This window comes from Pseudomonas sp. W17 (assembly GCF_040268305.1).
In the GTDB taxonomy this organism is placed as follows: Bacteria; Pseudomonadota; Gammaproteobacteria; order Pseudomonadales; family Pseudomonadaceae; genus Aquipseudomonas; species Aquipseudomonas protegens.
This window is the reverse complement of record NZ_CP158490.1, coordinates 4,161,602-4,188,375: the sequence shown is the minus strand read 5'-3', so window position 1 is coordinate 4,188,375 and position 26,774 is coordinate 4,161,602. Positions and strand designations below refer to the sequence as shown.

30 protein-coding genes and 2 pseudogenes are annotated in these 26,774 nt (G+C 64.2%); 16 read left to right on the top strand and 16 right to left on the bottom strand.

Features of this window, described 5'->3' with window-relative positions; translation table 11 throughout:
* Positions 1–20: 20 nt before the first annotated feature.
* Entirely contained in the window at positions 21–578 is a 558-nt protein-coding gene (locus ABCR88_RS19320) for a hypothetical protein (RefSeq protein ID WP_236186924.1), read from the bottom strand.
* On the opposite strand from ABCR88_RS19320, the gene ABCR88_RS19315 reads away from it, so the two are divergent.
* Complete coding sequence (locus ABCR88_RS19315) at positions 531–1,223, top strand: tRNA (adenine(22)-N(1))-methyltransferase TrmK (RefSeq protein WP_309295742.1); 693 nt, start codon at positions 531–533, stop codon at positions 1,221–1,223. The two genes, ABCR88_RS19320 and ABCR88_RS19315, sit on opposite strands and share 48 nt — an antisense overlap.
* Positions 1,224–1,409: 186 nt before the next feature.
* Here the strand turns inward: ABCR88_RS19315 and ABCR88_RS19310 are convergent.
* Together ABCR88_RS19310 and ABCR88_RS19305 are read right to left on the bottom strand one after the other, a co-directional pair.
* A pseudogene (locus tag ABCR88_RS19310) lies at positions 1,410–1,565 on the bottom strand (LysR family transcriptional regulator); the annotation flags it as partial.
* 92 nt (positions 1,566–1,657) lie between these two features.
* A complete protein-coding gene (locus ABCR88_RS19305) occupies positions 1,658–2,140 on the bottom strand; it encodes a GNAT family N-acetyltransferase (protein WP_015635142.1) in 483 nt (160 codons plus the stop codon).
* A gap of 213 nt (positions 2,141–2,353) precedes the next feature.
* On the opposite strand from ABCR88_RS19305, the gene ABCR88_RS19300 reads away from it, so the two are divergent.
* Positions 2,354–3,205, top strand: coding sequence for a hypothetical protein (locus tag ABCR88_RS19300; protein WP_041117412.1), 852 nt, complete (start codon positions 2,354–2,356; stop codon positions 3,203–3,205).
* A 113-nt stretch (positions 3,206–3,318) separates the two neighbouring features.
* Positions 3,319–3,744, top strand: a complete 426-nt coding sequence (locus ABCR88_RS19295) for a GNAT family N-acetyltransferase (protein ID WP_232642514.1) — start codon at positions 3,319–3,321, stop codon at positions 3,742–3,744.
* 79 nt (positions 3,745–3,823) lie between these two features.
* Here ABCR88_RS19295 and ABCR88_RS19290 read toward each other — a convergent pair whose 3' ends face one another.
* The gene (locus ABCR88_RS19290) at positions 3,824–4,348 is read right to left on the bottom strand and encodes a ClbS/DfsB family four-helix bundle protein (RefSeq protein ID WP_232642513.1); all 525 of its coding nucleotides are present in this window, start codon (positions 4,346–4,348) and stop codon (positions 3,824–3,826) included.
* 139 nt (positions 4,349–4,487) lie between these two features.
* On the opposite strand from ABCR88_RS19290, the gene ABCR88_RS19285 reads away from it, so the two are divergent.
* The 4 genes from ABCR88_RS19285 (at position 4,488) to ABCR88_RS19270 (ending at position 8,972) form a co-directional block, all read left to right on the top strand.
* Complete coding sequence (locus ABCR88_RS19285) at positions 4,488–4,775, top strand: barstar family protein (protein WP_041117416.1); 288 nt, start codon at positions 4,488–4,490, stop codon at positions 4,773–4,775.
* 94 nt (positions 4,776–4,869) lie between these two features.
* Positions 4,870–7,443, top strand: a complete 2,574-nt coding sequence (valS, locus tag ABCR88_RS19280) for a valine--tRNA ligase (protein WP_350403119.1) — start codon at positions 4,870–4,872, stop codon at positions 7,441–7,443.
* 125 nt (positions 7,444–7,568) lie between these two features.
* Positions 7,569–8,408, top strand: a complete 840-nt coding sequence (locus ABCR88_RS19275) for an EcsC family protein (RefSeq protein WP_350403117.1) — start codon at positions 7,569–7,571, stop codon at positions 8,406–8,408.
* Between the two features lie 12 nt (positions 8,409–8,420).
* Positions 8,421–8,972 carry a GNAT family protein gene (locus tag ABCR88_RS19270; protein WP_015635149.1) on the top strand — a complete coding sequence of 184 codons (552 nt, stop codon included), beginning with the start codon at positions 8,421–8,423 and terminating at the stop codon, positions 8,970–8,972.
* A 52-nt stretch (positions 8,973–9,024) separates the two neighbouring features.
* On the opposite strand, the gene ABCR88_RS19265 is transcribed toward ABCR88_RS19270, so the two are convergent.
* Genes ABCR88_RS19265 through ABCR88_RS19250 form a run of 4 tightly spaced genes read right to left on the bottom strand, consistent with a single transcriptional unit; the run spans position 9,025 to position 10,911 of the window.
* Positions 9,025–9,690 carry a hypothetical protein gene (locus tag ABCR88_RS19265; RefSeq protein ID WP_123431007.1) on the bottom strand — a complete coding sequence of 222 codons (666 nt, stop codon included), beginning with the start codon at positions 9,688–9,690 and terminating at the stop codon, positions 9,025–9,027.
* A gap of 44 nt (positions 9,691–9,734) precedes the next feature.
* Entirely contained in the window at positions 9,735–10,169 is a 435-nt protein-coding gene (locus ABCR88_RS19260) for a hypothetical protein (protein ID WP_350403115.1), read from the bottom strand.
* 4 nt (positions 10,170–10,173) lie between these two features.
* Positions 10,174–10,503: a cyclic-phosphate processing receiver domain-containing protein gene (locus ABCR88_RS19255; RefSeq protein ID WP_011060685.1), complete on the bottom strand. Its 330-nt coding sequence runs from the start codon at positions 10,501–10,503 to the stop codon at positions 10,174–10,176.
* 27 nt (positions 10,504–10,530) lie between these two features.
* Positions 10,531–10,911: a hypothetical protein gene (locus tag ABCR88_RS19250; protein WP_123431004.1), complete on the bottom strand. Its 381-nt coding sequence runs from the start codon at positions 10,909–10,911 to the stop codon at positions 10,531–10,533.
* A 434-nt stretch (positions 10,912–11,345) separates the two neighbouring features.
* Between ABCR88_RS19250 and ABCR88_RS19245 the strand changes: the two genes are divergently transcribed.
* The 3 genes from ABCR88_RS19245 to ABCR88_RS19235 are packed head-to-tail and all read left to right on the top strand — an operon-like array spanning position 11,346 to position 13,276.
* Complete coding sequence (locus ABCR88_RS19245) at positions 11,346–12,134, top strand: hypothetical protein (RefSeq protein WP_350023956.1); 789 nt, start codon at positions 11,346–11,348, stop codon at positions 12,132–12,134.
* A gap of 26 nt (positions 12,135–12,160) precedes the next feature.
* A complete protein-coding gene (locus ABCR88_RS19240; protein ID WP_011060688.1) occupies positions 12,161–12,790 on the top strand; it encodes a DUF4375 domain-containing protein in 630 nt (209 codons plus the stop codon).
* A gap of 57 nt (positions 12,791–12,847) precedes the next feature.
* Positions 12,848–13,276, top strand: coding sequence for an NUDIX hydrolase (locus ABCR88_RS19235; protein WP_350403112.1), 429 nt, complete (start codon positions 12,848–12,850; stop codon positions 13,274–13,276).
* 58 nt (positions 13,277–13,334) lie between these two features.
* Here ABCR88_RS19235 and ABCR88_RS19230 read toward each other — a convergent pair whose 3' ends face one another.
* From ABCR88_RS19230 to ABCR88_RS19220, 3 genes are all read right to left on the bottom strand, one after another.
* Positions 13,335–15,806 carry a TonB-dependent siderophore receptor gene (locus ABCR88_RS19230; RefSeq protein WP_350023957.1) on the bottom strand — a complete coding sequence of 824 codons (2,472 nt, stop codon included), beginning with the start codon at positions 15,804–15,806 and terminating at the stop codon, positions 13,335–13,337.
* A 69-nt stretch (positions 15,807–15,875) separates the two neighbouring features.
* Positions 15,876–16,850, bottom strand: coding sequence for a FecR family protein (locus ABCR88_RS19225; RefSeq protein WP_350403110.1), 975 nt, complete (start codon positions 16,848–16,850; stop codon positions 15,876–15,878).
* On the bottom strand, positions 16,843–17,376 hold the full coding sequence (locus ABCR88_RS19220) for an RNA polymerase sigma factor (RefSeq protein WP_011060692.1): 534 nt from the start codon (positions 17,374–17,376) through the stop codon (positions 16,843–16,845). Before ABCR88_RS19220 ends, ABCR88_RS19225 begins: the two co-directional genes overlap by 8 nt.
* Positions 17,377–17,678: 302 nt before the next feature.
* Here ABCR88_RS19220 and ABCR88_RS19215 point away from each other — a divergent pair, with 302 nt between their 5' ends.
* Complete coding sequence (locus ABCR88_RS19215; RefSeq protein WP_041117434.1) at positions 17,679–18,302, top strand: cell wall hydrolase; 624 nt, start codon at positions 17,679–17,681, stop codon at positions 18,300–18,302.
* Here the strand turns inward: ABCR88_RS19215 and ABCR88_RS19210 are convergent.
* Positions 18,299–18,664 (bottom strand): hypothetical protein, encoded by a 366-nt coding sequence (locus ABCR88_RS19210; protein ID WP_041117436.1) that lies wholly within the window; start codon positions 18,662–18,664, stop codon positions 18,299–18,301. The genes ABCR88_RS19215 and ABCR88_RS19210 overlap by 4 nt on opposite strands.
* 31 nt (positions 18,665–18,695) lie before the next feature.
* Positions 18,696–19,097 carry a GFA family protein gene (locus tag ABCR88_RS19205; protein ID WP_011060695.1) on the bottom strand — a complete coding sequence of 134 codons (402 nt, stop codon included), beginning with the start codon at positions 19,095–19,097 and terminating at the stop codon, positions 18,696–18,698.
* Between the two features lie 117 nt (positions 19,098–19,214).
* Between ABCR88_RS19205 and ABCR88_RS19200 the strand changes: the two genes are divergently transcribed.
* Together ABCR88_RS19200 and ABCR88_RS19195 are read left to right on the top strand one after the other, a co-directional pair.
* Positions 19,215–19,772, top strand: a complete 558-nt coding sequence (locus ABCR88_RS19200) for a hypothetical protein (RefSeq protein WP_041117438.1) — start codon at positions 19,215–19,217, stop codon at positions 19,770–19,772.
* 38 nt (positions 19,773–19,810) lie between these two features.
* Positions 19,811–20,273, top strand: a pseudogene (locus ABCR88_RS19195) (isoprenylcysteine carboxylmethyltransferase family protein).
* Positions 20,274–20,286: 13 nt separating this feature from the next.
* On the opposite strand, the gene ABCR88_RS19190 reads toward ABCR88_RS19195, so the two are convergent.
* Complete coding sequence (locus tag ABCR88_RS19190; RefSeq protein ID WP_041117441.1) at positions 20,287–20,724, bottom strand: hypothetical protein; 438 nt, start codon at positions 20,722–20,724, stop codon at positions 20,287–20,289.
* Between the two features lie 187 nt (positions 20,725–20,911).
* Here ABCR88_RS19190 and ABCR88_RS19185 point away from each other — a divergent pair, with 187 nt between their 5' ends.
* The gene (locus ABCR88_RS19185; protein ID WP_011060699.1) at positions 20,912–21,442 is read left to right on the top strand and encodes a DUF1993 domain-containing protein; all 531 of its coding nucleotides are present in this window, start codon (positions 20,912–20,914) and stop codon (positions 21,440–21,442) included.
* Between the two features lie 72 nt (positions 21,443–21,514).
* Here ABCR88_RS19185 and yfcF read toward each other — a convergent pair whose 3' ends face one another.
* On the bottom strand, positions 21,515–22,147 hold the full coding sequence (yfcF, locus tag ABCR88_RS19180) for a glutathione transferase (protein WP_041117443.1): 633 nt from the start codon (positions 22,145–22,147) through the stop codon (positions 21,515–21,517).
* A 419-nt stretch (positions 22,148–22,566) separates the two neighbouring features.
* Here yfcF and ABCR88_RS19175 point away from each other — a divergent pair, with 419 nt between their 5' ends.
* Both ABCR88_RS19175 and metE read left to right on the top strand, forming a co-directional pair.
* Positions 22,567–22,896, top strand: a complete 330-nt coding sequence (locus tag ABCR88_RS19175) for a hypothetical protein (RefSeq protein ID WP_041120617.1) — start codon at positions 22,567–22,569, stop codon at positions 22,894–22,896.
* Positions 22,897–23,107: 211 nt separating this feature from the next.
* Complete coding sequence (metE, locus tag ABCR88_RS19170) at positions 23,108–25,396, top strand: 5-methyltetrahydropteroyltriglutamate--homocysteine S-methyltransferase (RefSeq protein WP_350403106.1); 2,289 nt, start codon at positions 23,108–23,110, stop codon at positions 25,394–25,396.
* Between the two features lie 413 nt (positions 25,397–25,809).
* Here the strand turns inward: metE and ABCR88_RS19165 are convergent, their stop codons facing one another.
* Complete coding sequence (locus ABCR88_RS19165) at positions 25,810–26,706, bottom strand: DMT family transporter (RefSeq protein ID WP_015635166.1); 897 nt, start codon at positions 26,704–26,706, stop codon at positions 25,810–25,812.
* Positions 26,707–26,774 lie beyond the last annotated feature (68 nt).

The following is a 26,774-nucleotide window of genomic DNA, read 5'->3' as shown; positions in this document are numbered from 1 at the left end:
GTCGTTGTGGCTCGAGCAACCTAGATCGAGCCGACCGAACGCAGGTATTTCCGTGCCTGAGGGCTGGAGATCTTTTCGGGTTCAAGCACATACAGCGAGCTCCAGAGCGGCGGTAAACCCAGTTCCTCCATGTAGGACGTGAAGCTGTTGAAAGGCTCGGTGCCAATGACCTCGGCGCTGAGCCAGAGCAACTCGCACTCCTGGCAAAGGTGCAGGATTTCCTGCGTTGCCCGCACTTGAACCTGGGTTACTTCGCCTTGTTCACATTCCGGACACAGCATTTTTTCACCTCCCCAATGGGCGCGCAGTCTATCACTGACCAGGTTGCACGCGGCCAGCAACGAAGGTCTGCCTGCGCTCAGAAACCCGCCATGGAGGACGCTGCTTTCGACCCTGTCCGGAGCGGGCCTTTGCGGCACCCGCATCCCCGGCCCCGGTCGCATAAATTTGAAATGCCCGGCATTGCTCGCCAGAATCGCCCCCCGATCCGGCACAAGGTGCCGGACCTTGGTGGTGAAAAGGGGCAGCAGTTGAATCAGCAGACATTGTCCATGCGCCTGGCGCGCGTGGCGGCGCATGTACCAACCGGCGCACGCCTGGCCGATATCGGCTCGGATCACGGCTATCTGCCGGTGGCCTTGCTGCTGCGCGGCAGCATCAGCGCGGCGGTGGCCGGAGAGGTGGCGTTGACGCCGTTCCACGCGGCCCGGCGCACGGTGCGCGACAACGGCCTGGAGCAGCAGGTCAGCGTGCGCTTGGCCGATGGCCTGGCGGCGATCGAACCGGGCGACGCCATCAGCGCCATCAGCCTGTGCGGCATGGGCGGCGAGACCATCCGTGACCTGCTGCAAGCCGGCAAGGCGCGCCTCAATGGCCAGGAGCGGTTGATCCTGCAGCCCAACGGGGGCGAGCAGCCCCTGCGCCAGTGGCTGATGGACAACGGCTACCGCATCCTGTGCGAAGAGGTGCTGCGGGAAAACCGTTTCGACTACGAAATCATCGTCGCCGAGCGCACAGGGCCGGTGAGCTACAGCCCCCGGGAGCTGTACTTCGGCCCTCTGCAGCTGCAGGCCCGCAGCCCGGCGTTCCTGGCCAAATGGCAGCGCCTGCTGCGCCTGAAACAGCGCACCCTGGAAAACTTCAGCCGGGCACAGGCGGTGCCCGAAGAGAAGGTGCAGGACATGGCCCGGCAGGTGCGCTGGATCAACGAGTTGCTGGGCTGAGTGCGCCAGGCGGCCGCTTGCCAGGGCCCGGTGCCAATCACCGCCGGCCCGTACGACAAGCTACCGAGCCGCGCAATGTCCCACGCTCAGCGCGTTGCCGGCTCCAGGCCTTATGCCTGGGGCTGGATGGCCGGCGGCGTCGAGACCTGTTGCAGGAACCGTTCGATCAGCCATCGCGCCGCCGGGCCCGGCGCCGGTCAGGTTGGCATCGCTGGCAGCCAGGGGATGATCCGGCGCGGCCACCGGAATCAGCTTGACACTGCCTACACCGATTCTTTCGATCCCGTCGATGCTTTCGTTCATCGGCCCACTGATGCCGACGACTGCGCCGCGCTTGATGACCTGCCAGCGGGGGCCGGTTCCCTCGCGGCAGCCGCGGGTGGCCAGTTGGCGAGGGCTTACCGGCGTGCCTGATGCCGAAGGGGCCGTTGCAGTCAGCCCTGCACTGTCCAGAGCATGGTCTGCACCTGGATGTGGGGGTGGCTTTGCAAAGGCTCCCACTCATCAATGAACGCGAACCCCTGGCGCAGATAGAAACTCGCGGCCCTGGCATTGGCGGGGGAGACGTCGAGGAACACCCGCTCATGGCCTTGTTCCCGTGCGCGCGACTTCACCGCTTCCACCAGCCGGGCCGCCACGCCGGAGCCACGGGCCGCGGGTGCGACCCACATACCGATCAGGTTGTAGCGGTTTGCCTCACTGACCGCGGCGCCGATCATTCCCAGGGGCTGGCCATCCTCGATGGCCAGCCAGAATGCGCTGGTCGCGCCCGAGGCACGTTCCTGCCACTGCTGGTCACTGTATCGGGCGGCACTCTGGTAGCTGACCCCGAACGCGGTCGGGGCGTCCTGCAGCGCGGCGAGACGAACTTGCTTCAACAGCCTCCAGTCCTTGGTTTGCGTCGGTCGAATATCCATGGCGGTCTTCAGGTCGAGTGAGGCAGCAACCTCTCACAAGGCTGGCGCAGGAACAAGCGCGCCTTGCCCGGTGCTGCGCTTGCCGGCGGCCTGCGCTTGCCATTTGCCAGCATCTTGTCGCTGATGAAACGCTGGCTATATGATCGCGCGTCATGCCATTGGCCACTTGCGTGGCCGGCGTTTCCTCATCGGTTCTACAGGGATGTTCCAGGGATGAAAATCAAGAGCAATACAGGTCTGCACAAGGAAGGCCGGCTGGCTGCGCGACTGGCCGGTTGGCTGCTGGCGCCGTGCATGCTGGCGGCTTCGATGCTGGCCCAGGCCGGTGCGCCGATCCCTCCCGGCGCAGTGCTGGCGGTGATGCAGAACGTCGAGGTGCCAGACCAGGATGAAGAGGTGGAGCTGGAAGACGGCGTTACCGCCACCTTCTGGTACGGCCAGGAGCTGGACTTCGACGGCAAGCACTACTACGCCACCTTTGTCTGGCACACCCGGGACCGCGCCGCCCGCGAGGGCGAGGATTTTGCCGCGCCGGAGGTTCAGGTACGGCTGGCCGATGCCACCTTCGAACTCACCAACCCAGGCCAGAAGCAGGCCTATTCCATCCGCAGCATCGAACGCAAGATCGGCTTCTTCGGCGGCCGCGAGAAGCCCGAGGAGGTGGACACCAAGCGCAAGGCCGTTGAGCACCGTACCGCTGACGGCCGCCTGCTGCTGGCGGTGCCCACGGCCACTTTCGACGATGGGGTGATCACCAGGGGCTACACCATGCTGGTGTTCAATCCGAACAAGAAACCCGAAGACGATGGTTGGGTCTGGTCCTATGTTGGCCAGGTGCGCACCGGCGAGGACAACTCCGCGGCCTGCGACGACGGCGCGGTCATGCCCTGCATCGGCAGCGACGGTGAGCTGAGCTTCGTCGCCGGCCAGGAGTCGCTGCCGCAGGTGCAGGTCAAGGTCAGCGGCACTACCTTCGAGGGCCCGGGAAAGGTCCGTTCGCTGGCGGCCGCAGACAACCTCACCTATGTCTACGACAGCAAGACCCAGCAGTACGTCAGCCGCTAGTTGCGGCAGCGACGGCCAGGTAGCGCAGCCTTGCCAAACCCACGATCCTCCAGGGAGGATCGTGGAGCGCTTTCACCCCGGTCCGGCACAGCCATCATCCAAGGAAACGGCGAATGAATACGCGTATCGACATGCTGATGAACCCGGGTCCGGAGGTGCGCGCTGCGATCCTCGAGCCCTTGCGGGCCCACAACCGGGCCCAGGCGGGCGATCCCAAGCCCGAGGCCATCGCCCTGGTGGTTCGCGACGAGCACAGCGGTGAGATTCTCGGTGGCCTGCAGGCGGAGATTTTCTATCGCTGGATGTTCATCGAGCTGCTGGCGGTCCCCGAGCAGACACGGGGCCAGGGCACGGGCTCGCAATTGCTGAACATGGCCGAGGAGCTGGCCCGGGAAAAGGGCTGTATCGGCATCTGGCTCGATACCTTCGACTTTCAGGCGCCGCAGTTCTATCAGCGGCACGGCTTCAGCGAATTCGGCCGGCTGGAGGATTTCCCGCCGCAGCACCAGCGTTTCTTCCTGCACAAACGCCTGGCCTGAAATCGTCCCGGGCCCTGTCGTCCTTGCCCAGCTATTGCCGCTCCCCATCGGCACTTGACGCATCCCGAGCGGCGCCGCTTCAGGCATGGGGCGGTGTGCTGCTTGTGTTCCTGAGCCACTTGCGCACGCGGCCCCGGGCGTTGGCGTAGGGCGCGGCGGTGTTGAGCTGGATCATCCGGCCCAGGGTCCACTTGCCGTACCAGGGGCATTGGTAGAGCGCGGCGTTGTCACGTGACTGGATCAGGCTGACGATCCGCTGCCGGGCCGCGTCGAGGCGTTGCCGTCGTTGCGGGTAGGGAATGGCCTCGTAGTCCCGGTAGAACTTCTGCGCCAGCCGGCCCAGTTCGTTCCACTTGAAGCCCTCGGCTGGAAAGGCGATCGGCCGCCCGGCCAGGTCCTTGTCCAGCCACTCCAGGACCTGATCGCTCCAGCCCAGCAGGTAGGCTACGAGCTCGCTGACGCTGATTTGCGTGCCCTTGACGTGGCCTTCCAGGCTGCGTTCGTCGACCCGGGCCAGGGGCACCTGGTCCAGCGCCGCGTTCAAGGCGTTGAAGTTGCTGTCGATGGCCTGGAGCAGTTGCTCTCGGTCCTGGGGAATCGCCATGCTCATTGTCCCGTTGCTGGCAAAGCGTGGAGTGTGCCATCGATTGGCCGGTGATCACTGCGCTGCATCAATCACTGCCTGGATACGCCAGTGCTTGGGTTATGCTGGCGGCCGATCAACCGAACCAGAGGCACAGAACATGACTCGCCGGCCGTTGCTGGAGCTTGATTTGCACGACCTTGGTACGGCCCGCGAGCTACACGTGGCCTTACGCGATGCCTTCGGTTTTCCCCAGGCCTATGGCTGCAACTGGGACGCCTTCTGGGACGCCATTTCCGGCATGGTGGATATGCCACTGCAGTTGCGGATCCGGGGGTGGGAGAGCTTCTCCCAGCGTTTGCCTGACGACGCGCGGCTCATGGAGCGATGCCTGCGGCGGTTGCAAACCCAGTACCCGGCCTGGGCCGCTCAGTTGCAGTTCGATTGAGCGGGGTGGGGAAGAAAGCGTTCGGGCAATTTACTAATGCCGCGTAATCCTCTATAAATTTTCCCTTAGGCGCCAATCTGTTTGGCGCCAGCGGGTGATAACAGGAGGATGCTATGTCACCGTTAAACGTGTAACCGCAACGTTTTGCCCCATCGCCACACCCTCGTTTGAACACCTCGAAACACGCTGGTCCCAGCGCTGGCAGGAACAAGGCATCTATGCCTTCGATCGCAGTGCCCCCCGGGACGCGATCTACTCCATCGACACACCGCCCCCTACGGCCTCGGGCTCGTTGCACGTCGGCCATGTGTTCAGCTACACCCACACCGATATCATCGCGCGCTTTCAGCGCATGCGCGGCAAGGTCGTGTTCTACCCCATGGGCTGGGACGACAACGGCTTGCCCACCGAACGCCGGGTCGAGAACTACTACGGCGTGCGCTGCGACCCCCAGGCGGCCTACCAGCCACAATTCCAGCCACCGGCCGAGGTCGCCACGCGGCGCGCCGATTATGCCGCGATCAGCCGGCGCAACTTTATCGAGCTGTGCCATCAGTTGACCGCTGTCGACGAGCAGGCCTTTCGCAATCTGTTCATGCAGCTGGGGCTGTCGGTGGATTGGAACCTGAGCTACGCCACCATCGGCGAGCGCGCACAACGGATCAGCCAGCGGGCCTTGTTGCGCAACTACCGGCGCGGCGAGCTCTACAGCCAACAGGCGCCTTGCCTGTGGGATGTGACCTTCCAGACGGCTGTGGCCCAGGCCGAGCTGGAGGAGCGCGAGCTGCCCGGGGCTTATCACGACCTGCCGTTCCTGGGTATCGATGGCCCGGACCTGAGCGTTGCCACCACCCGTCCCGAGTTGTTGGCGGCCTGCGTGGCGCTGGTGGCGCACCCGGACGACCCGCGTTACCAGGGCCGCTTTGGCCAGCACCTGCGTTCACCGTTGTTCGAGGTCGAGGTGCCGTTGCTGGCCCACGTCCTGGCCGACCCGCAGAAGGGCAGCGGGCTGGCGATGGTCTGTACTTTTGGGGACCTGACGGATGTGCTCTGGTGGCGCGAGCTGCAGTTGCCCACACGCTCGATCATCGGGGCGGACGGCCATCTGCTGGCCCAGGTGCCTGACTGGCTGGCCACACCGGCCGCGCGCCAGGCCTATGAGGCGCTGGCGGGGCGCAGCCTGCCCCAGGCGCGCAAGTTGTTGCTGGCGCTGTTGCGCGAGTGCGGCGCCTTGCTCGGCGAGCCGCGGCCGATACGGCACGCGGTGAAGTTCTTTGAGAAGGGTGACCAGCCCTTGGAAATTGTCGCCACGCGCCAGTGGTACCTGCGCAACGGCGGGCGCAGCGAGGCGCTGCGCGAGCAACTGCTCGATCGCGGTCAGGCCCTGGCGTGGCATCCGCCGTTCATGCGCAGCCGCTACGAACACTGGGTCGGCGGTCTCAATGGCGACTGGCTGATCAGCCGGCAGCGGGTGTTCGGCGTGCCGATTCCGTTCTGGTATCCCCTGGATGCCCAGGGCGAGCCGGACTACGACAGGCCGATCCTGGCGGACGAAACCTCGCTGCCGGTGGATCCGACCCAGGACACGCCGGCGGGTTACCGACCCGAGCAACGCGGCCAGCCCCATGGCTTTATCGGCGAGCGGGACATCATGGACACTTGGGCCACCAGTTCCCTGACCCCGCAGATCGCTGCCGGCTGGGAGGAGGGCGACGACTTGTTTGCGCGGGTCTACCCCATGGACCTGCGCCCCCAGGGCCACGACATCATCCGTACCTGGCTGTTCTCTAGCCTGGTGCGCAGCCACTTCGAGACGGCCACGGTGCCCTGGCGACATGTGGCGCTGTCGGGCTGGATCCTCGATCCGGACCGCAAGAAGATGTCCAAGTCCCGAGGTAATGTGGTCACGCCCCAGGGGCTGCTGGAGCAGTACGGTAGCGATGGCGTGCGCTATTGGGCGGCGCTGGGACGCCCGGGCAGCGATACGGCCTTCGAAGAGCTGCAGATGAAGATCGGCCGGCGCCTGGCGCTCAAGCTGTTCAACTTGTCGAGGCTGGTGTTCGGGGTGCCGGGTGATCCGCACGGTCCGGTCGAGCAGCCGCTGGACCAGGCCATGCTGCAGCGCCTGGGGGAGGTGACCGGCACTGCCGAGGCGGCGTTGGAAGGCTATGACTACAGCCGTGCGCTGATGAGCATCGAGGGCTTCTTCTGGTGGTTCTGCGATGATTATGTCGAGCTGGTCAAGCGCCGTGCCTATCGCCCCGAGGGGCACTCGGCGCGCAACGCGCTGGCGGCGGCCTTGAGTGTGCTGCAACGCTTGTTCGCGCCATTTCTGCCCTTTGTCTGTGAGGAAGTGTGGCACTGCTGGCAACCGGGTTCGGTGCACCAGGCCCCCTGGCCCGAATCACGGGTCGCCGAAGACTTTGTCGAGCCTGTGCTGCAGGCGGTCAGTGCTACCCTGGCGGCGATTCGCAAGGCCAAGTCCGACGCCTGCCAGTCGATGAAGGCCGCGGTGGCGCGCGTCGAGCTGGTGGAACGTGGGCCGTTGCTAGACAACCTGCAATGGGCTCGACAGGACCTGATCGAGGCGGGGCAGGTGGCAAGCCTGGTGTTGATGGCCGGTGAAGAGCGGGAGGTGCGCGTCTGGTTGCAGGAAGCACCGCGATGACCCGCAGCCTGCCCGCGCCGTTTGCGCGGGCAGGCTAGGCTCGGGAGCGTCCAGGGCTCATTATTGCGCGGGTGGTAAAGCCATCCGCTTGCTCGTCGTGGGCGGTTTGTTTGCAGGAGAAGTGCGTGACTATCAAAGACCATCCACAGGACTACAGGGACCTCAAGCGCGCCGTCGCCTTGCTGGAGTCGCCTTCACTGACGGCGCGCCTGTCCGGGCTGCTGGGTTCGCCCATCGAAAGCGCGGTCAAGGCGCTGCCGGCAGTGGTGGCGAAAAAGATCAACGGCGCGGTGGTGGCGGCCCTGCACAGCTCCGCCGATGCGGCGCTGTGGAGCCTGGACAACGCGCCCAAAAAACCGGCATCGACCTTGCTGCACAAGATGTATGCGGCCACTTCCGGCGCTGTGGGCGGGGCCTTCGGTTTCGCCGCGCTGTTTGTCGAGTTGCCCATTTCCACCACCATCATGATGCGCTCGGTGGCCGATGTGGCCCGCAGTGAAGGCTTCGATCTGGCGGATTTTGCCACCAAGCAGGCCTGCATCGAAGTGTTCGCCATGGGCGGCAACAGCCAGGCCGACGACGCCACGGAAACCGGCTACTACATCACCCGCAGCTTCACCACCCAGGCCATGCAGCAACTGTCCAAGGAGCTGGCGGCCATTGCCGCCAAGCGCGGGGCCGGGGCGGTGGGCAACTTGTCGCCGGGGCAGGTGGGCAAGTGGCTGGCCCTGCTGATCGAGAAAGTCGCTAGCCGTTACGGCGTGACCATCTCCAGCAAGTTCGCGGCCCAGGCGGTGCCGGTGATCGGCGCCTTTACCGGCGCCACCATCAATGCGCTGTTCACCGACTTCTACCAGGACATGGCCCGTGGGCACTTCACCGTCAAGCGCCTGGAGCACAAGTACGGTTTTGAGCAGATCAAGGACGAGTATGCGCACATCCTGCGCAAGCAGCTGGCAGGCTAGGGCGGTATCCACATGAGCGACTTTCCCGTTATCCGCACCCCGCGCCTGATCCTCAGGGAACTGTGCCCGGCCGATGTCCCGGCACTGTTCGCGATCCACAGCGACGCCGATACCATGCAGTGGTTCGGCACCGACCCCATTACCGACTACCCGCAGGCCGAGCAACTGCTGGCGCTGTTTACCAGCTGGCGCAGCCTGCCCAACCCGGGGACGCGCTGGGCCATCGAGCGCCACAACCAGCCGGGTTTGCTGGGTACCTGCGGCCTGTTCAAATGGAACCGGCAGTGGCGCAGTTGCGCCGTCGGCTTCGAACTGGCGAAGTCGGCGCAAGGGCAGGGGCTGATGGGGGAAGCATTGCAAGCCATTGTTGGCTGGGGGTTTGAATACATGGCATTGAACCGCATCGAGGCCCAGGTACACCCGCAGAACCTGGCGTCGCTCCGGTTGCTGGAGCGGGCAGGGTTTGTCCGCGAAGGGGTTTCACGGCAAGCGGGTTACTGGCTGGGCGCCCATCATGATCTGGTTCAGTACGCGCTGCTGCGGGCAGAGTTTACAGCGCGATGAGCCTCCCCAATCGCCCGTGTACTTGATCCAGACCGTGCACCCTTCATAAAACTCAGGCGTTGCGCAGGATCGCGGCGGCCTGCTTGACCTTGTTGTCTTGAACCAGTTGAAACAGACCACGTTCCACATCGGCGACGCGAGCCTCTGGCAGGTAGCTCCGAGCTATGTCAGCCAGGCGTTCGCACCAGCCCTCGTAAGCGTTCGAATTGGCTTTACTGATACGGATCCGGGTCGGGTCCTGTTTGATTGCCGCCAGGACGGTGTCGCTGTGGACCTGCTGGATTTTCATGATCTGCAGGTCCAGGGTGGCCGACTGGAGCGGGTCGAGAAACATGCGGATCTTGCTGACAAACGACACACTGGAAAACTGCGGCATCTTCAGGCTGGCGATCTCGTAAAGTGCCGGGCGCGGTTGCTCCTTGAACAGCGCCGAGGCCTGTGCGATCTGCAAGTCTTTGACCCCGGAGCGGAAGCGGCCAACACGGACATTGGCCAAGCCACCCATTTGAGTGAACCCCCAATAGAGAACATTCGATAGCCCGTCCTTGACGGTGTTCAGCGAGTCGCTAAGGAGTTGTTGGCGAATCCGGGTTTCCAGTTCGGACATGGACAGCCGCACAACGGGCGTCTGGCGGGCAAAGTCAAAATGCGCAGTGGGGAAGGCATAGCCTGCTACCGCATCGGCCAATGTTTTCGCTTGCTCAGGACTCAGTGGCATTACGTGTTCCTTGCGTCGTTATAGGGGGGATGGCGGGCGACCTTTCAGCTGTTGCCCGGCTCCGGCACATCGCTGTCCGCGACGGGCTCCAAGTCGTGATAGGAAGGAAAAACCTTCCTGTTAGTGATCTTCAAGGCGGTTGGTTGCTCGAGCCCGTGGGTTTTACTGGAGTCCCAGGTGCGCCGTTCGCCGCAGTAGGTATGCACCACCTCCGAGTTGTCCCAGAACAGGCGCTCCAGCAGGGCTTCGTACTCGGCCAGCCACGAATCATCGAAGATGTAACTGCCTTTGGGGTAGGTGGCGAAGTGCACCATATGCCCGAAGTAGCAGTGCCCCCGGCTGTTTGGCAGCACGCTGAAAAGCGCCCTGGTGATCTGCGCCCCCGTCACTGGCAGGCTTTGCAGCACCGCACGATTGTGCGCTTCGGCAGCCGGCGAAGGGTCAAAGCAATGGATGTATCCATACAGGTTGCCGCTCATGGGGTCAGTTGCCTGCGTTATGGGTTGATTGGCGGCATCCGTTGTTGCGGGCCAGTCGATCGATCGCTTGCACGCCGGCGCGCATTTTTTCCACGGCGCTGGCATTGGCCGAGTGGATGTGAATACGCGGCGGATGAAAACCATTGAGGGCCACGGCCTCTTCGATCCACAGGATCACGTCGTAACCGGTGCCGCGCTGATCATCTCCGAGGTCGTGGTCGAGGCTGATGTCCTCGACGCCACCGGCTTTTAGCAGCGCGATCACTTCGTCCGGCCAGTAGGCGCGAACCCAGCCTTGCGGGGTTTGGCGTTCGTCGTCGAGGTAGATTTTCATGGGCCTGTTTACTCTTTCAGATGCAGTTCAAGCATCGGCGTCGTTCGCGATGACATGCAGCACAAGGCTTAGCGAGTCGTCGGTGAGCAGCGGTGGGTGATCCTGTTGCAGCTTGTCGATGAAAAAAAGCGCACCCGGCGCTGTTTCAGCGGGCATGGAGAGGCAAGGGTAGAGTCGGTTTTTACTGGCCTCGGCATACTGGATATGAACCTCGCTGTGCTCAATCCAGATCCTGCTCGATTGACCGGAGCAACTCAGGAACACGGTGCTTAAACTTGATTGCTCCTGCTCCAGCGGCATTGATTGAGAGTCGCCGTGCCGGCCTTTGCGAATGGCTCGTGCCATGGCATTGAATGCTTTGGGTGTGCCAAAGAAATGCAGTTCCTGCCCGTTCAATCTTGCCAGCACGTCAAGTTTCCTTTCATATCGCGTCGGTCAACGCTGGGTCATTGCAACCTGCGCCGGAGCGCTGACAGGACCGAGTCAGCGTGGCAGAGTGGCCTGTCCAGAGGAATGGCGCCGGCTGTTTCAGGTGCCAAGGTGATCGTGCTGGGCACGCCCTGGTCGCAGAGCTGCTGTTGAGCTTGCAACAGGACTCGGCGGCTGCCTGTAAGCCAATGCTTGTTCTGCTCTGACAGCAGTGCAGCGACTTGCGGTGGGTGGTCTTTAACGGTGGATGTCTGGATGAATTTTCGCCCAGCTGTATACCCCGATATTGAGCAATAAGCCATTGCCGGGCTCAAGGTTGCATTGTTTCTCCGGCACTGGATTAGTCCGCCGCACTTGTGTAGAAACGCTCCTTCCTTCAACCCGGCACCCGTTGCCACCCCAGGTAGAACCCCATGCGGCCCAACGCCGAACTGCGATTGTTTGCACTGCCCCTGTGCGCTGGCCTGGTCTACGCCGTGATCAAGGGCCTGATCAAGGGCTGGAATGGCACGGAGCTGTTTTCCGGGTTTCTGTTTGGCAGTGTGATCGCCATGGTCCTGGGCATTCCCCTGTTGCTGTGGACTGAGCGGCGCTGCCCGCAGGCCAGGGCGCGCTACCTGTGGATCAGCCTGATCCTGAGCCTGGTGGCCACGGTGCTGGTGCGTACTTCATGGATGCAGCTGTTGCTGTTGCCGCTGGCGGGCGGGCTGGCCTTGGCTGGCGTGTACAGCCTGCTGAGCCGTGGGATTGATCAGCTGTCGGTGCCGCCCCATGGGCGAGGGCCGGGCTTGCGGCGGCTGCTGGTGGTGCCGCTGTCGGGGGCGCTGACCCTGGGGGGCGTCGCGGTAACCCTCTATCCCAAGGGCGCGGAAAGCCTGCCGGTATTCTTGCTGGGGGCCATGATCGGTGCCTGGATCAGCATGCTGGTCAGTTGGCCGGTGCTGTGGCTGGTGGAGCGCTTTCTCGCCACTGGCTGGCGCTATGTTATCGGCGGTGGCCTCAGTGGCGTGCTGATCTGGCTGCTGTCCGGCGCCCCGGGGCTGTTCGCCGGGTCCCTGAAGGGGGCTTCGGGGCTGGACTACTGGATCCCCTTGCTCAACCGTGGGATCTTTCCGTTCCTGCTGCTGGGGCTGCTGGGCGGTGGGCTGTTCACGGTGCTCCACGGCATCGGCCCGCGCCGCCGTCGGGCCGCTTACGACTGAATTACATTGCCCAAAGGTCCTGCCTGATGAACCTCAGCCCCATCACCCACGTCGCCTTCGAGGACGAAATGCTCTGCCTGAGTTGGGCCGACGGCTTGCGGCTGCGCCAGCCCCTGAGCCGTTACAGCCGGCTGCGGGAGGCCACGCCCGAGCAGCGGGCGGATTTTGCCATCGCACCTCGGGGTTGGTCCGTGTCCTGGCCGCACCTGGGCGAGCCGGTGCTCAGTCTCAACGCCATCGACTGGATCTGGGAATGCCTGTGCGATGAGTCCATGGCTCGCCTGAAGGCCCTGGACTGGCAACTGCAGCAACTGCCGGCGGACGACCAGGCCATCGTCGCGCTGTGGCGGCTGGAGGCGGACGGCTACAACGGCGGCTTCCTGCAGTTCTTCTGCAACTGGGGGCAGCAGACCTGCGAGCTGGCGCTCAGCACCCTGGCCGCGATCGGCGCGCGCAACACTCGGGCCCTGGTCAGCCGCCAGCGCCAGCTGATCGCGCACCTGGAAGGCCACCCGCAACTGGAGCAACTGTGGGACATTCCCGGGCTGCTGAGCGACGAGGAACATGAGCTGATCAGTGGCGAACTGGACGAGCAACTGTGGTCGGCGATGGAGGAGGTCCCGGCCTTGGCGGTGAAGTATTTTTACGTTGGCTGAGGGGCCTGGCGCCGTGTTCTAATGCCGCGCCTCGTCTCGGCAAATGGACTTCACCCCATGTCTGAACCCCGCATCCGCGCGCTCGCGCTGTGCATCTTCCATCACCAGGGCAAGATCCTGGTCAATCAGTTCTTTGATGCCGACAAGCAACAGATGCTGTTTCGCCCCCTGGGTGGCGGCATCGACTTTGGCGAGCACAGTGCCCAGGCAATCGTTCGGGAAATACAGGAAGAGCTGGGGCTGTCGATCAACAGCCTGCGCCTGATCGGCACCCTGGAAAGCCTGTTCACCTATGCCGGCAAGCCCGGCCATGAGTTCGTCCAGGTCTACGACGCCCGCTTCGACGACCCGAGTGTCTACCAGCGTGCCCAGCTCGATGCCCGGGAAAGCGATGGCGCGCCCTTCGTGGCCCGCTGGCAGGGCAGCGCCAGCTTCACCGAGCAGACGCCGCTGGTTCCCGCGGGCTTGACGGACCTGCTTGGCTGACGGGCACTGATGCTGCTTGGTGCCCTGCCGGGCGGGGTGGCCCGGCAGGGCCGCCGGCTCAGAAGTCCCAGCGGGTGCTGAGCATGAAGTTGCGGGGTTCGCCGTAGGCCGCCGAGTTATAGAAACCGACGTTGGTGTAGTAGGACTTGTCGAAGATGTTGTTGACGTTGAGGGTCGCCGACAGGTTCTGGGTGATCTGGTAGCGGGTCATCAGGTCCACCAGCCAGTAGGCCTCCTGGGAAATGTCTTCGTTGATCTTGCGCGGTGCGTTGTAGACCGAATACCAGCCCTCGCTCTGCCAGCGCAGGCCGCCACCGACGGTCAGCTTGTCCAGGTCGCCCTTGAGCTTGTAGCTGGTGTAGAGGTTGACCTGGTCCTGCGGCTCGAAGGTGGAGATCTTGTCGCCCTCGTCATCACGCACGATCTTGTGGGTGTAGCCGGCCTGCACTTGCCAGCCCGGGCTCAGTTCGCCGGAAATCTCCAGTTCGTACCCCTTGGTCACGGCCTTGGCGCCCTTGAAGGCGTAGTTGTCGGGGGTGGGCGACTGGTTGTTGTAGGCATCGTCCGGCACCGAGCGGTTGGTCTCGTGCACTTCGAAGTAGGCCAGGCTGCTGTTGAGGCGGCCTTCGAAGAACTCGCCCTTGAGCCCCAGCTCGTAGTTCTGGCCTTCGTCCGGGTTGAGCAGCTTGCTGTCCTTGTCTTTGTTCCAGCTTTCCTGGGGCATGAAAATGTCGGTGTAGCTGGCGTAGACAGAGAAATTGTCGTTAAGGTCGTAGATCGCGCCGACGTAAGGCACGAAGCGTCCGGTTTCCTTGTAGGACGGGGTCAGGCCGGTGAGGTGATAGTTGACCACGCGCCCACCCAGAAACAGATTCAGGTCGTCCATCAGGTTGAGGCGGGTGGTCATGTAGGTGCCGGTCTGGCGCACGGTGTCGTCGGTGCGCTGGGCCGGCAGCCCCCAGATGGGCCGTTCGATCTTGCCGTGCCAGTTGTAGAAGTCCACCACGTTACCCTGGCCCCCGGGGAAGTCCGGGGACCAGTAGCCCTTGCCGGTCCAGCGCGAGTTGGCAATGGAGCCACCCAGCACCAGTTCATGCTCGCGGCCGAACAGATTGAAGGGGCCGCTCAGGTACAGGTCGGCGGAATCGCTGGTGGTGTCGCCGGTGTACTTCTGTGCGTTGACCTTGGCCGTGCCATCGGTCTGCGGTTCGTCGAACTGGATCGAGCCGAGTTCGGCGTGGTAGCTGTTGATCTTGTGGTCCAGTTGCAGCTTGGTGACCCAGCCATCCCCCAGGTCGTGTTCGAGCATGGCAAAAGCGGTGCGGGTGTACTGCTCCCAGCCGCTCCAGGTCGCGCCGTTGTTGTAGGAGCGCGACATGCTGTTGTGCCCGCCGGTGGCGTTGATCAACGGGAAGGTACCGGACCAGCTGGAGCCTTTGGGGATGTTGTCCTGGTAGTCGCCGCCTACGGTCAGCAGGGTATCGGGGGACAGGTCGAATTCGAGGATGCCGTAGTAGGTCGCGGTCTTGCGCGAATAGTGGTCGAGGAACGACTGCTTGTCCTGGTAGGCGGCCACTGCGCGGCCGCGAACATTGCCGGTTTCGGTCAGCGGCCCGCTGACGTCCAGTTCGCTGCGGTAGTTGTCCCAGGAGCCCATGCCCAGGGAGGCGTGGCCCTGGAACTGGGCGGTGGGCTTCTTGCGCACCAGGTTGATGGTGGCCCCCAGGGAGCCGGCGCCGGTCAGCAGGCCCGTGGCCCCCTTGAGCACTTCCACCCGGTCGTAGATGGCCATGTCGCTGAGGGTGTTGCCGGCTGAATAGGCGACGTTGCGCACGGTGGAGGGGATGCCGTCGTACTGGAAGTTGTTGATCGAGAAACCACGGGCGTAGTAGTTGGTGCGGTCGGTGTCGTAGGCCGAGACGGTGATCCCAGGGGTATGGCGCATCACGTCGTCGACGTTGTTGAGGCCGAAGTCTTCCATGTGCTGGCGAGTGACCACGGTGATCGACTGCGGTGTCTGCCGCGGGGTCAGCACCATGCGGGTCGCCGTGGCGATGGTGCCTGGGGTGTAGGAGCCGCTGCCTTCGGTAACGGTGCCCAACTGGTTGCTGACGATCTGGGTGGCCTCCAGCTCCACGGCCTGGCTGCTCTGGGGCAGGCGGGTCAGCAGCACCGCGTTGGCACCGTTGCGTTCAAAACCCAGGCCGGTGCCGGCCAGCAGCTTGCCCAGTGCCTGTTCCGCGCTCATGCGCCCGCTGACCCCCGCCGACTCGATCCCCTGGGCCAGTGCCGCGGAGTAGGCGATCTGCAGACCGCTCTGGGTACTCAGTTGGTCCAGGGCATTGGCCAGGGACTGGCGGGCGATGACAAAACTGTAGGTGGCGGTTGCCTGATTGCCGGTAGCGGTGGTGGGCTCGACCGCCATCACGGGGTTGCAGGCCAGGCAGATGGCCAGCGCGAGGATACTGCGGGCCGGGGTGAGTGTTGGAAGGTGCATGGAAGTCCCGTACGAAATAGGAATGATTTGCATAAGCAAACACCCTGACGGGTTGGCCTTGGCAAAGCCGTAAAACTTTTTTTAAGTCCCCCGGGCAGTGTTTCAGCGCAGTACCAGGATACCGCCCGGCAGGCGGGTGAGCTCGGTGGCGGTGACTTTGCTCAGGGCCTGGACAATCGCCTGCGGGTTGTCGAGCTGGTAGTTGCCGCTGACTTTCTGCTGCGCCGCGTCGGCGTTGAACAGCAGGATCGGCGCGCGATGGTAACGCCGCAGCTCTTGCAGAACCTGGGCCAGGGGCGCGTCCTGGAAGGACAGGCGGCCGTTGATCCAGGCCAGTTGCCGTTCGCTGCCCTCGGGGTTCAGGGGCAGCAATTGGTGGCCCTGCAACTGTTGCCAGTTGCCGGCTTGCAGCAGGCTCTGCTGGCCGTTTTCGTCGGCCAGGCGTACCCGGCCTTCGCGCACGGCCACGGTCACCCCGTCGGCCTGGCGGCTGACGCTGAAGCGGGTGCCGACCACGGTCACCGTGGCGCTGCCGGCCTCGATGGTCAGCGGCCGGGACGGGTCGTGGAAGGCCTCGACATAGAGCTCGCCGCGCAGCAGCTGGATACGCCGCCGGGCGTTGCTGAAGTCGCTGCTGATGGCGCTGTCGCTGCCCAGCACGATGTGCGAACCATCGGCCAGGTCGAAGCGCTGGAGTTCGCCCACCGCGCTCAGGTGATCGGCCTGCAGGCGCAGTGGCAGGTCGCTGAACCAGCCGGCACCGAGCATCACCAGCACCGTGGCCGCAGCGGCCAGCCAGCGAGTGCGGTGGCGTTTTCTGCGCGGTGTGGCGGGGAGCGGGGCAGCGGGCAGGTCCAGGCCCAGCGCCAGTTGTTCCAGGGCCTGTTCGAAGGCGCTGGCCTGCCATAGGTCCTCCAGGGCGCGGTAGGCCTCGGCGTGCTGCGCATGGCTGTTGCGCCACTGTTCAAAGCGCTGGCGCAGCGGCAGGTTGTGAGTCATGGCCTCACGCTGGGTGAACCAGTAGCTCGCCTGCTCGCGAATGGCGTCGCCTGGAAGGGCGCTGAGGTGTTCAGTCATCGGGGTTCTGCCGGTCGGTGGCTTTGATGCAGGCATTGAGTGCATGGCGCAGGTCCTTTTCCACCGTGCTCAGGGAAACCTGCAAGCGCTGGGCAATCTGGCTTTGCGAAAGATCGTGCAGTTTATGCAAAACCAGGATTTGTTGCTGGCGCTTGGGCAGGGTGGCCAGTACCTGTTGCAGCAAGTGCAACTGCTGCTGGCCCTGGACATGGCTTTCCGGCCCGGGGGCAGCGGTGGGCACCTCGCTGAGCTGGCTGGCATCGGTGGGCTGGTACTCGAAGCGGCGTTTGCTGCGCTGGCTGCGCAGGTGATCGAAGGCCAGGTACTGGGCGGTCTGATAGAGGAACGGCTGCAAGTGCTCGATGGGGCGGGCGTTGAGCGCCTTGGCCACCCGCAGGTAGGTCTCCTGGGCCAGGTCCTCGGCCAGGTTGGCGCACCCCACCACCCGCGCAAGCATGCGGATCAGCCCCCCGCGCTGTGCAATGAACAGCGCGCTGAGTTGTTGCTGGTCGTCTCCGGTTTCCATCGCCCACTGCTCCCACTACCTGATACGGCTCAGCGTGAATGGCTGGGCATTCTAATGAGAATTCTTATCATTACCAGCGAATTTCCACAGAAGCCTTGTCCTGGGCTTTGTGCAGGGCTTGCGGCACCAGGGAATGATTCGCGCGGCCCATGGTCGATTCAACATGGCCCCCGGTGACCCGTTCGCTCCCCCTCGACGCGCCATCGTGCCGGCCATGCTGTAACCGGTTGCGCCGCTCTGCCGCCAGGTACGTTCAGGGGCGGCGCTGGCAGGGGGTAAAGGTTTTTCGGGAAGGATCGATCATGCGCTGGATTGTCAGGACCCTGTGTTTTGCCTTGTTGTTGCACGCAGCCCAGCTCTGGGCTGCCGACCCCCAGCCGGCGGTCCAGGCCGCTGCCCAGGACAAGGCCCAGGCGCTGGAGCAGAAGGCCGCGGACAAGGAGAGCCCGAAGGCCGAGCCCCAGGCCGCACCCATCACCAAGACCGAAGTGCAGGCCGTGGACCCGGCAGGCCAGGCCCCGGTGGACGACGCCATCACGTGCCTGTCGCGGACTATCTACTGGGAAGCCAAGGGCGGTGAAAGCGCCGATATGGAGGCCGTGGCCAATGTGGTTCTGAACCGCCTGGGCCATGAGGGTTTTCCCGGGACGGTGTGCGAAGTGGTCAAGCAGGGTTCGGAAAAAAGCCCCTGCCAGTTCTCCTGGTGGTGCGATGGCCGGCCCGACCAGGTGGAAGAAGAGGGCCGCTACACCATCGCCAAGGAAATTGCCCGCAAGGCGCTGAACCAGCAGCTCAAGGACCGAACCGGCGGCGCTCTGTTCTTTCACGACCGCAGTGTTTCACCGGACTGGTCCCGGGCCTATATCAAGACCACCGAGATCGGCAGCTTCAGCTTCTACAAACCCAAGGACGTCGCGGCGCGCTAGTGGCGTGGGTTTGAGTCGTGGGTAGGGGCCTGGTCGTCCTGGCGCAGCAAGCGTTTGCCGAGGGTGGTCAGCCGATGGCGGATGGGCTGGCTGAACATTTTTTGCGAGACCTGGTGCAGCAGGCTTTCGCACAGCTCGCGATCCAGCGGGAAACCGGCTTCCAGCCATGCCACAGCACAGTGCTCCCAGTATTCGGAGCCGGACCCCAGGGCGGTCAGCAGCAACTGGCGCAGGCACAGCGGTTCACCCGGCGGGGGCTCTATCCAGAGCCCGGCGAGGGCGCCAGGCAGGTCGGCCGCGACCGATTCGTAGGGGCGTTCAAGCAACGGCAGGAGCCAGACGTAACTGAAGTGCCGGGTCATGACAGGGGCATTCCTCTGGGCGCGGCGTGGCTTATTGCACTTGGTCGAACTGATCGGTGATTGCATACCAGTCGGCCTTCATGGCCACGCAGTAATGCTGTTGCCTGGGGGCTGCGAAGGGCGTGTCCAGGGTGGCAATGGCGATGGAAATCCACTGGCGATATTCGCCCTGGGTGTCCTGCCAGAACAACGAAGAGCCGCAGTGGCAGCAGAACTGGCGCAGCACGCCAGGGGAGGATTCGTACACCTTGAGCGCCGATCTCTGGTCGCGGATTTCCAGATTCGCACGCGGCGTACTGGCGTAGGAAGCAAAGGCCGCGCCGTGGCCCTTCTGGCACTTGTGGCAATGGCAGTGGGTGACGGCTTTCAGCGCGCCGCACACTTGGTAAGTCACCGCGCCGCACAGGCAACTGCCTTGATGCTGGTTTTGCATGGTCAGGGTTTCCGAAGTTTCAGGGCCAGCATTGCCGCGAGTGGGTGAACCCTTTATAAAACGCCGGCTGCTGATCGCAGCAGCTGCCCAGGAACCCGACCCGCAAGGAGCGACATAGTGAGTCAATCGCCTCACCCCCTCAACACCTGCATAGGGCGCGTGCGCCTGCCGGGTCTCGCCGGCCTGTTGCTGGCGCTGGCCGGCTGCGGCGCCCTGACCGATGTGCGGTCCTTTTCCACGCCCTATTCCACGCCGCCGGGTGGCGAAACCGTGCGCCTGCGGGTGATCAGCGACGGCATGGTGCGCGGTGTGCCCAGGTCCGACTGCGTGGATTTCCGCCTGCCCGGTGCCGGGGTCGTGGTGGCTGCCCGGGACGGCTACGCCAACCGTAACGGTGAAAGCCTGGGCATGGCGGCGCCGCAGACTCCCGCAGTGCCCGGTACCCGCACCGAAGTGCTGGTGCCGGCCGGGCAGCCCATGGCGTTCCACTACCTGGGCAACCAGTGCTACAACCTGTTCAGCTTCGTGCCCAAGGCAGGCATGGACTACCAGCTGGAAGCCTCGGGGATGTACAAGTGCGCGGTGATGCTCAAGCAGGCGCCGCTTGGCTTGAAGGAATATGCCGCGGCCCCATTGAAAGACAGCAAGCTGTGCCGGGTGACGGACAACCTGTAACGCCCCGGGCCTGAACCCGGGCAGAGGAGAGAGGCACCATGCAGGCCTTGGAAAACCGCATTCCACCCCCCCCTTGTCGCGGCCCTGTTCGCCGTGTTGATGGGGCTATTCGCGCGCAGCTTGCCGGGCCTGGATCCGGGCTTGGGCACACGCCTGTTGCTGGCGCTGCCGCTGGTGATGGCCGGGCTGCTGTTTGTCCTGGCCGGAGGGCTTGCCTTTCGCCGGGCCAAGACCACGGTCAACCCGCTGAAACCCGCCAGCGCCTCGGCCCTGGTCACCTCGGGGATCTACCAGTACACACGCAACCCGATGTATGTCGGCTTTGCCCTGTGGCTGCTGGCCTGGGGGCTGTACCTGGCCTCGCCCCTGGTGCTGCTCGGCGTGCTGGGGTTCGTCCTGTACATGAACCGCTTTCAGATCTACCCCGAAGAACGGGCGCTCGGGCAGTTGTTCGGGGCTGATTTTGCGGCGTATCGCCAGCGTGTGCGGCGCTGGCTTTAGGCGGTACGGCTGTTCAAGCCGCCACTTGCGCCTGCAGTTGCAACTGGCCATCCACTTCGCGGGTCAGGCCGCTGGCAACGAACAGCGGTACCAGCAATTTGTGCAGTTGGGGGTCGACGAATTCCTTGACCGTTGCCAGGTCCAGATCGCCGCTCGCCGGCAGCTCGGCCTTGGTGAAGGACAGCCAGGCTTTCTTCAGGGCCTGCAGCACATCGCTGCCGGCGGTGGAGGCGAAGCGCCGGTTGGCCACCCGGCCGGCGAAGTTGAAGGTGTGCTGGTAGTCGTAGCCGCTCTCGTCACCCTGGCTGGCGACGCAGCGACCACAGGAGCAGGGGCCATCGGCGAAGGCCGCGCGCAGGTAACTGTTGAAATCGACGATGGGCTTGAGGGCCAGGCGCTTGTCGACTTCGAACAGGTCCCCGGTCATTTTTGTTTCACTGCTCAAGGTCATTTTCCTCACTGTCAGGCGGTGTATTTCTCAAGGGGCGCACCATACCAGCCGCATCGGCCCAGGGGTACTTTTCTGGCATTGTTCGCGGCTTGAGAGAGGGGGGACATTTGCTAGGATCCATCGGCTTTTATGGCGGGGCGACGGGCAGCACCCGGCCCCTGTGTCTTGATCTCATCGAGGAACACCCATGTCGATCTACGCAATCACCGTTCCCTGTTTTGCCCAGATGCTGCGCGCCCTGGAGGGCTTTCTCGCCAAGGGCGAAGAGCAGGCCCGGGAGCGGGGGTTCGAACCCCAGGTGCTGTTGCAGTCGCGGCTGGCACCGGACATGTATGACCTGGCGGCCCAGGTGCGTTTTGCCTGCACCCAGGCCCGGGAAGCGGTACAGCGCCTGAGCGGGCAGCCTGTGACTGCATTGCAGGCGCCGGCCGGTATGGCCGAGGCCAGGGCACTGATCGAAGACACCCTGGCGTTCCTGGCGGCGGCGGACCGCGAGCTGATCGACAGCAGTGGCCAGAGGGCCATCGCCATCGAGCTGCACAACGGTATTGCCTTCGACATGAACGGCGAGGAGTTCGCGCGCAACTGGGCGACGCCGCAGTTCTATTTCCATCTGGTCACGGCCTACAACATCCTGCGGCACAACGGTGTGCCCCTGGGCAAGGCCGATTATGCCCAGCACATGTTCGCCTACCTGCGCCAACCGCAAGAAGCCTAGCCGCGCTGGCCGCAGACTCCCCGGCCAGCGTCAGGTCAACGCCGATGGCCGCATCCCCCGGCGCTCCAGGTCCTACAGCGCCGGCCGCGGCAACTGCACCCATTCCTGCACTGCCGGCCGTTGCCACTGGCGCCGGGCATAGTCCACCAGGTTCGCCGGCACCGGGTCACCGTTGAGGATCAGCCGGTTGAGCATCAGCGCCAGGTCGACATCGGCGATCGACCACTGGCCGCACAGGTAGTCGCGGCCATCCGCCAATAGCTCCTGCGCGGCCTCCACCAGGGTGTTAGCCGCCGCTTGGGCCTGGGGCGACAGCGGTTCGCCCTTGCAGCCGTAGAACACCACCAGGGTCGTGCGCTCCTGGCGGATCGGCAGCAGGTCGCTGCGCAGCCAGGCCTGGACCTGGCGGGCCTTGGCGCGCTGGCGCAGGTCCTGGGGATAGACCGGGTTGTGCGGGAACAGCTGTTCCAGGTATTCAGCGATGGCCGAGGACTCGGACAGGGCAAAATCGTCCAGCACCAGGGTCGGCACGCGCTGGGTCAGGGACAGGCGGGTGTAGGCCGGCTCGCGGTTCTGCGCGGCGTCCAGGTCCAGGGGCAGCAGGTCGAAGTCGATACCCTTTTCCCGCAGCACCACGAACACGGACAGGGCATAGGGGCTGGTGAACTGGGCATCGACGTACAGGCGCGGGCGGGAAGCGGTCACGGCGGTATCTCCAAGGGGGGAGCGCCCACGCTAGGAGATCCTGGTCGATAAATAAAATGCAGGTTTTTTATCCGTGCATTCCTCGTAGGAATACTGGCGTTCCGGCCTCCGTGCGCGATGCAGCCGTGGCGATGCGGTTCTGCTATCGCGGGCGGGCGTCGGAGGCGGACCGGGGCGTGCAGCAGTGGCTAGCGTCGGTTATCGAGTCGGCCCACGGTGGGCCCACCCGGGGCGCGGAAAAACCTGGCTTCAGCGCGTTGCAGTTGATCGACTGGCCTCAGCGGCGGGCGCGCCCGTGCCGCGCGAGTGGCCAGCATTGGCAGGCACATTGCCTTGATCGAGAAGGCAAAGTACTGGCCCCGGGCAGTCCGAAGTGTCGCCAAAATCACTTTATTTTCAGGTGGTTAGGTGACCGCAAAATGCGCCATGTGTTGATTACGCTGACTTCGTTTGCCCTGTTGGGCGGGGCTTCTGCGGCCCAGACCCGGGAGCTGGCGGCCAATGACCGGTATGTCTGCAGCTGGGGGGCGGGCACTGCCGCCAGGGCCCAGGAATTGAAGTTGTCCGGGGTGTCGCTGTATGCGGCGCGGCAGAAGATCCAGACCTACAAGTTCAGCAAGGGCTGGATGCGCATGATGGCCCTGGGCATTACCGAGCAGACCTACGACAGCCCCTCGCGGATCAAGCCCGAGGCATTGCGCAAAAGCTTTAACGAGGATTGCCTGAGGTACAAGTTGGCTCGCCGCTGAGGGGGGCGCAGATCTGCACCGGGTCGCAGGCCTGTAGCTGGCCCGGGCGCCCCGGCAGGAGCCTGAAGGGGGCGCAGCCTCCTGCGGCAGTGTCTGATCTGCCTGTTTGGTCATGAATGGAACTTGTGATCATCGCGATTAAAATGAGTTTGTCTCACCAAGGGCCGAGTGCCGACAATGGCTCCCATCAAACACAGGGGAGTTGCATGTCATGGCTTTGGCCCATTCTCTAGGATTTCCGCGCATTGGCCGCGACCGTGAACTGAAGAAAGCGCAAGAGGCGTTCTGGAAGGGCGAACTCGACGAAGCCGGCCTGCGCGCCGTGGGCCGTGATCTGCGCAAGACTCACTGGGAGCTGCAGAAAAACGCCGGCATTGACCTGCTGCCCGTAGGCGATTTCGCCTGGTACGACCAGGTTCTGACCCATTCCCTGATGTTCGGCGTGATTCCCCAGCGTTTCCGTCCGCAGAATGCCCCAGCCACCCTGCAGACCCTGTTCGGCATGGCGCGTGGCGTCAGCGACGGCTGCGGCGGCGGTGCCCACGCCCAGGAAATGACCAAGTGGTTCGACACAAACTACCACTACCTGGTGCCTGAATTCGGCGCCGACCAGCAATTCCAGCTGGGCTGGGAGCAGCTCTTCGAAGAGGTCGAGGAGGCCCGGGCCCTGGGGCACGCCGTCAAGCCGGTGCTGATCGGCCCGCTGACCTACCTGTGGCTGGGCAAGGCCAAGGGCGCCGAGTTCGACAAGCTGGAGCTGTTGGACCGCCTGCTGCCGCTGTACGGCCAGATCTTCCAGCGCCTGGCGGCCCAGGGCGTGGAGTGGGTGCAGATCGACGAGCCGATCCTGGTGCTGGACCTGCCCCAGGACTGGAAAAACGCGTTCGAACGCGCCTACAACCAGATCCAGCGCGAGCCGCTGAAAAAACTCCTGGCGACCTATTTCGGTGGCCTGGAAGAGAATCTCGGCCTGGCCGCGAACCTGCCGGTGGATGGCCTGCACATCGACCTGGTGCGTGCTCCCGAGCAGTACCCGACCATTCTCGATCGCCTGCCGGCCTACAAGGTGCTGTCACTGGGCCTGGTCAATGGGCGTAACGTCTGGCGCTGCGACCTGGAAAAAGCCCTGGCCACCCTGCAGCACGCCCATGAGCGCCTGGGTGAGCGCCTGTGGGTGGCGCCTTCCTGCTCGCTGTTGCACAGCCCAGTGGACCTGGACCGTGAAGACCAGTTGGACGCCGAGCTCAAGAGCTGGCTGGCCTTCGCCGTGCAGAAATGCCAGGAAGTGGCGGTACTGGCCCAGGCGGTGAACCAGCCGCAGGCCCAGGCGGTGCTCAAGGCACTGGAGCAGAGCCGCGCCGTACAGGCCAGCCGCGGGGCCTCGCCGCGCATCCACAAACCGGCGGTACAGGCTCGGGTGGCGGCCATCACCACCAAGGACAGCCAGCGGCGCTCGGCCTTCACCCAGCGCATCGCCAAGCAGCGCGCCGGCCTCGACCTGCCGCTGTTCCCCACCACCACCATCGGTTCGTTTCCGCAGACCGCCTCGATCCGCCTGGCGCGCCAGTCGTTCAAGCAGGGCAAGCTGAGCGTGGCCGAATATACCGAAGCCATGCACAGCGAAATCCGTCACGCGGTGCTGGTGCAGGAACGCCTGGGCCTGGACGTGCTGGTGCACGGCGAGGCCGAGCGCAACGACATGGTCGAATACTTTGCCGAGCAGTTGGACGGCTATGTGTTCACTCGTTTCGGCTGGGTGCAGAGCTACGGCTCCCGGTGCGTCAAGCCGGCGCTGATCTTCGGTGACCTGAGCCGCCCCAAAGCCATGACCGTGGAGTGGATCCGCTACGCCCAGGGCCTGACCGACAAGGTGATGAAGGGCATGCTCACCGGCCCGGTGACCATGTTGATGTGGTCTTTCCCGCGCGAAGATGTGAGCCGCGAAGTGCAGGCCCGGCAACTGGCCCTGGCGATCCGCGACGAAGTGCTGGACCTGGAAGCCGCCGGCATCAGGATCGTGCAGATCGACGAAGCCGCGTTCCGTGAAGGCTTGCCGCTGCGCCGGGCGCAGTGGCAGCACTACCTGGACTGGGCCACCGAAGTGTTCCGCTTGTGCGCCTCTGGCGTGCGTGATGAAACCCAGATCCACACCCATATGTGCTACAGCGAATTCAACGATGTGATCGAGTCCATCGCCGCCATGGATGCGGACGTCATCACCATCGAGACCTCGCGTTCGGACATGGAACTGCTGGACGCCTTCAAAGCCTTCGCCTACCCGAACGAGATCGGCCCGGGCGTCTATGACATCCACTCGCCACGGGTGCCGGATGCCTCGGAAATGGCCAACCTGCTGCGCAAGGCCGCCCAGCGCATTCCTGCCGAGCGCCTGTGGGTCAACCCGGACTGCGGCCTGAAGACCCGCGGCTGGCCGGAAACCGAAGCAGCCCTGGTGCATATGGTCACCGCGGCCCGTCAGTTGCGTAAAGAACTGGCCTGATCGGTCAACCCCGCCACCGGAGCACGTCGGCGTGCTCCGGTTTTCTGCTTCCAGCATGGCATCGGGGGCAAGTGGTGCGAGGGCGAGCAAGCAGGTGGCGGAGGCCGGCGCGGCGCATCTGATCCGTATTTTTCTTGAGCATCTGCGTCTGTTATCAGAACAGCCATGGTTTGAAAATGGCGCGCCCGGCCGGCTTTACGGCTGGAGACCGGGCCCGCTGCACCGCATACCTACTGTTCAGGAGGCCTGATGACTAAGATGGCGTTTTTCTTGTTTGGATTTTTAGCCTTGACCATCGCGCTCGGTGCGCTCGCGACTATCTCTCCGACCTGACCCCCGAGCCCTTTGCGGCTCTTGCTTCATATCCCCACGCAATCAGTGGCAGCCCGGCAAGCGCTGCCACTGCCTTGTACTTATTTGGAACACTTTCGTGCCCCGACCACGCAGAGGATCACCGCCACGGTGACCCCGAGCATGCCCAGGCTGACGTGCTCGTGGAGCAGGCCGGCGGCCAGGGCCAGGCCGAAAAAGGGTTGCAGCAACTGCAACTGGCCGACGGCGGCGATCCCGCCCTGGGCCAGCCCGCGGTACCAGAAGACAAAACCGATCAGCATGCTGAACAGCGATACGTAGCCCAGGCTGACCCAGGCCGGCAGGCTGATGCCGCTAAAGGAGGCGGGCATGCTGAACAGGGTCAGTGCGGCCATCAGTGGCAGCGACAGCACCAGGGCCCAGGAGATCACCTGCCAACCGCCCAGGGTGCGCGACAGCTTGGCGCCTTCGGCATAACCCAGGCCGCATACCAGCACGGCCAGGAGCATGAGCAGGTCACCCTCGGGTGAAGCCGTGAGGCCCTGGGACAGGGCATAGCCCACCACCAACAGGCTGCCGAGCACCGAGAACAGCCAGAACACAGGGCGCGGCCGCTCGCCGCCGCGCAGTACGCCGAACACCGCGGTGGCCAGGGGCAAAAGGCCGAGGAACACGATGGAATGGGCCGAGGTCACGTACTGCAGGGCCAGGGCCGTGAGCAGCGGAAAGCCCAGCACCACGCCCAGGGCAACGATGGTCAGGGGCAGGAGTTGGGCGCGGCTCGGACGGCGCTGCTTGAACAGCAGCAGGATGCACAACGCCAGGAGCCCGGCGATGGTGGCCCGGGCCACGGTGAGGAATAGCGGGTCGAACTCCAGCACCGCGACCCGGGTGGCCGGCAGTGAGCCGCTGAAGATCAGCACGCCGATAAAGCCGTTGAGCCAGCCACTGGCGGTTTTTTCCAGGGCTGGGGATTGCAGGGTCGATGTCCGTTCCATTCGGGGAGTGCTCAAGAAGTGGAGGCCGCAGCGGCGGGGCTTGTGTCGCGCCCATCCTAGGATTGAAA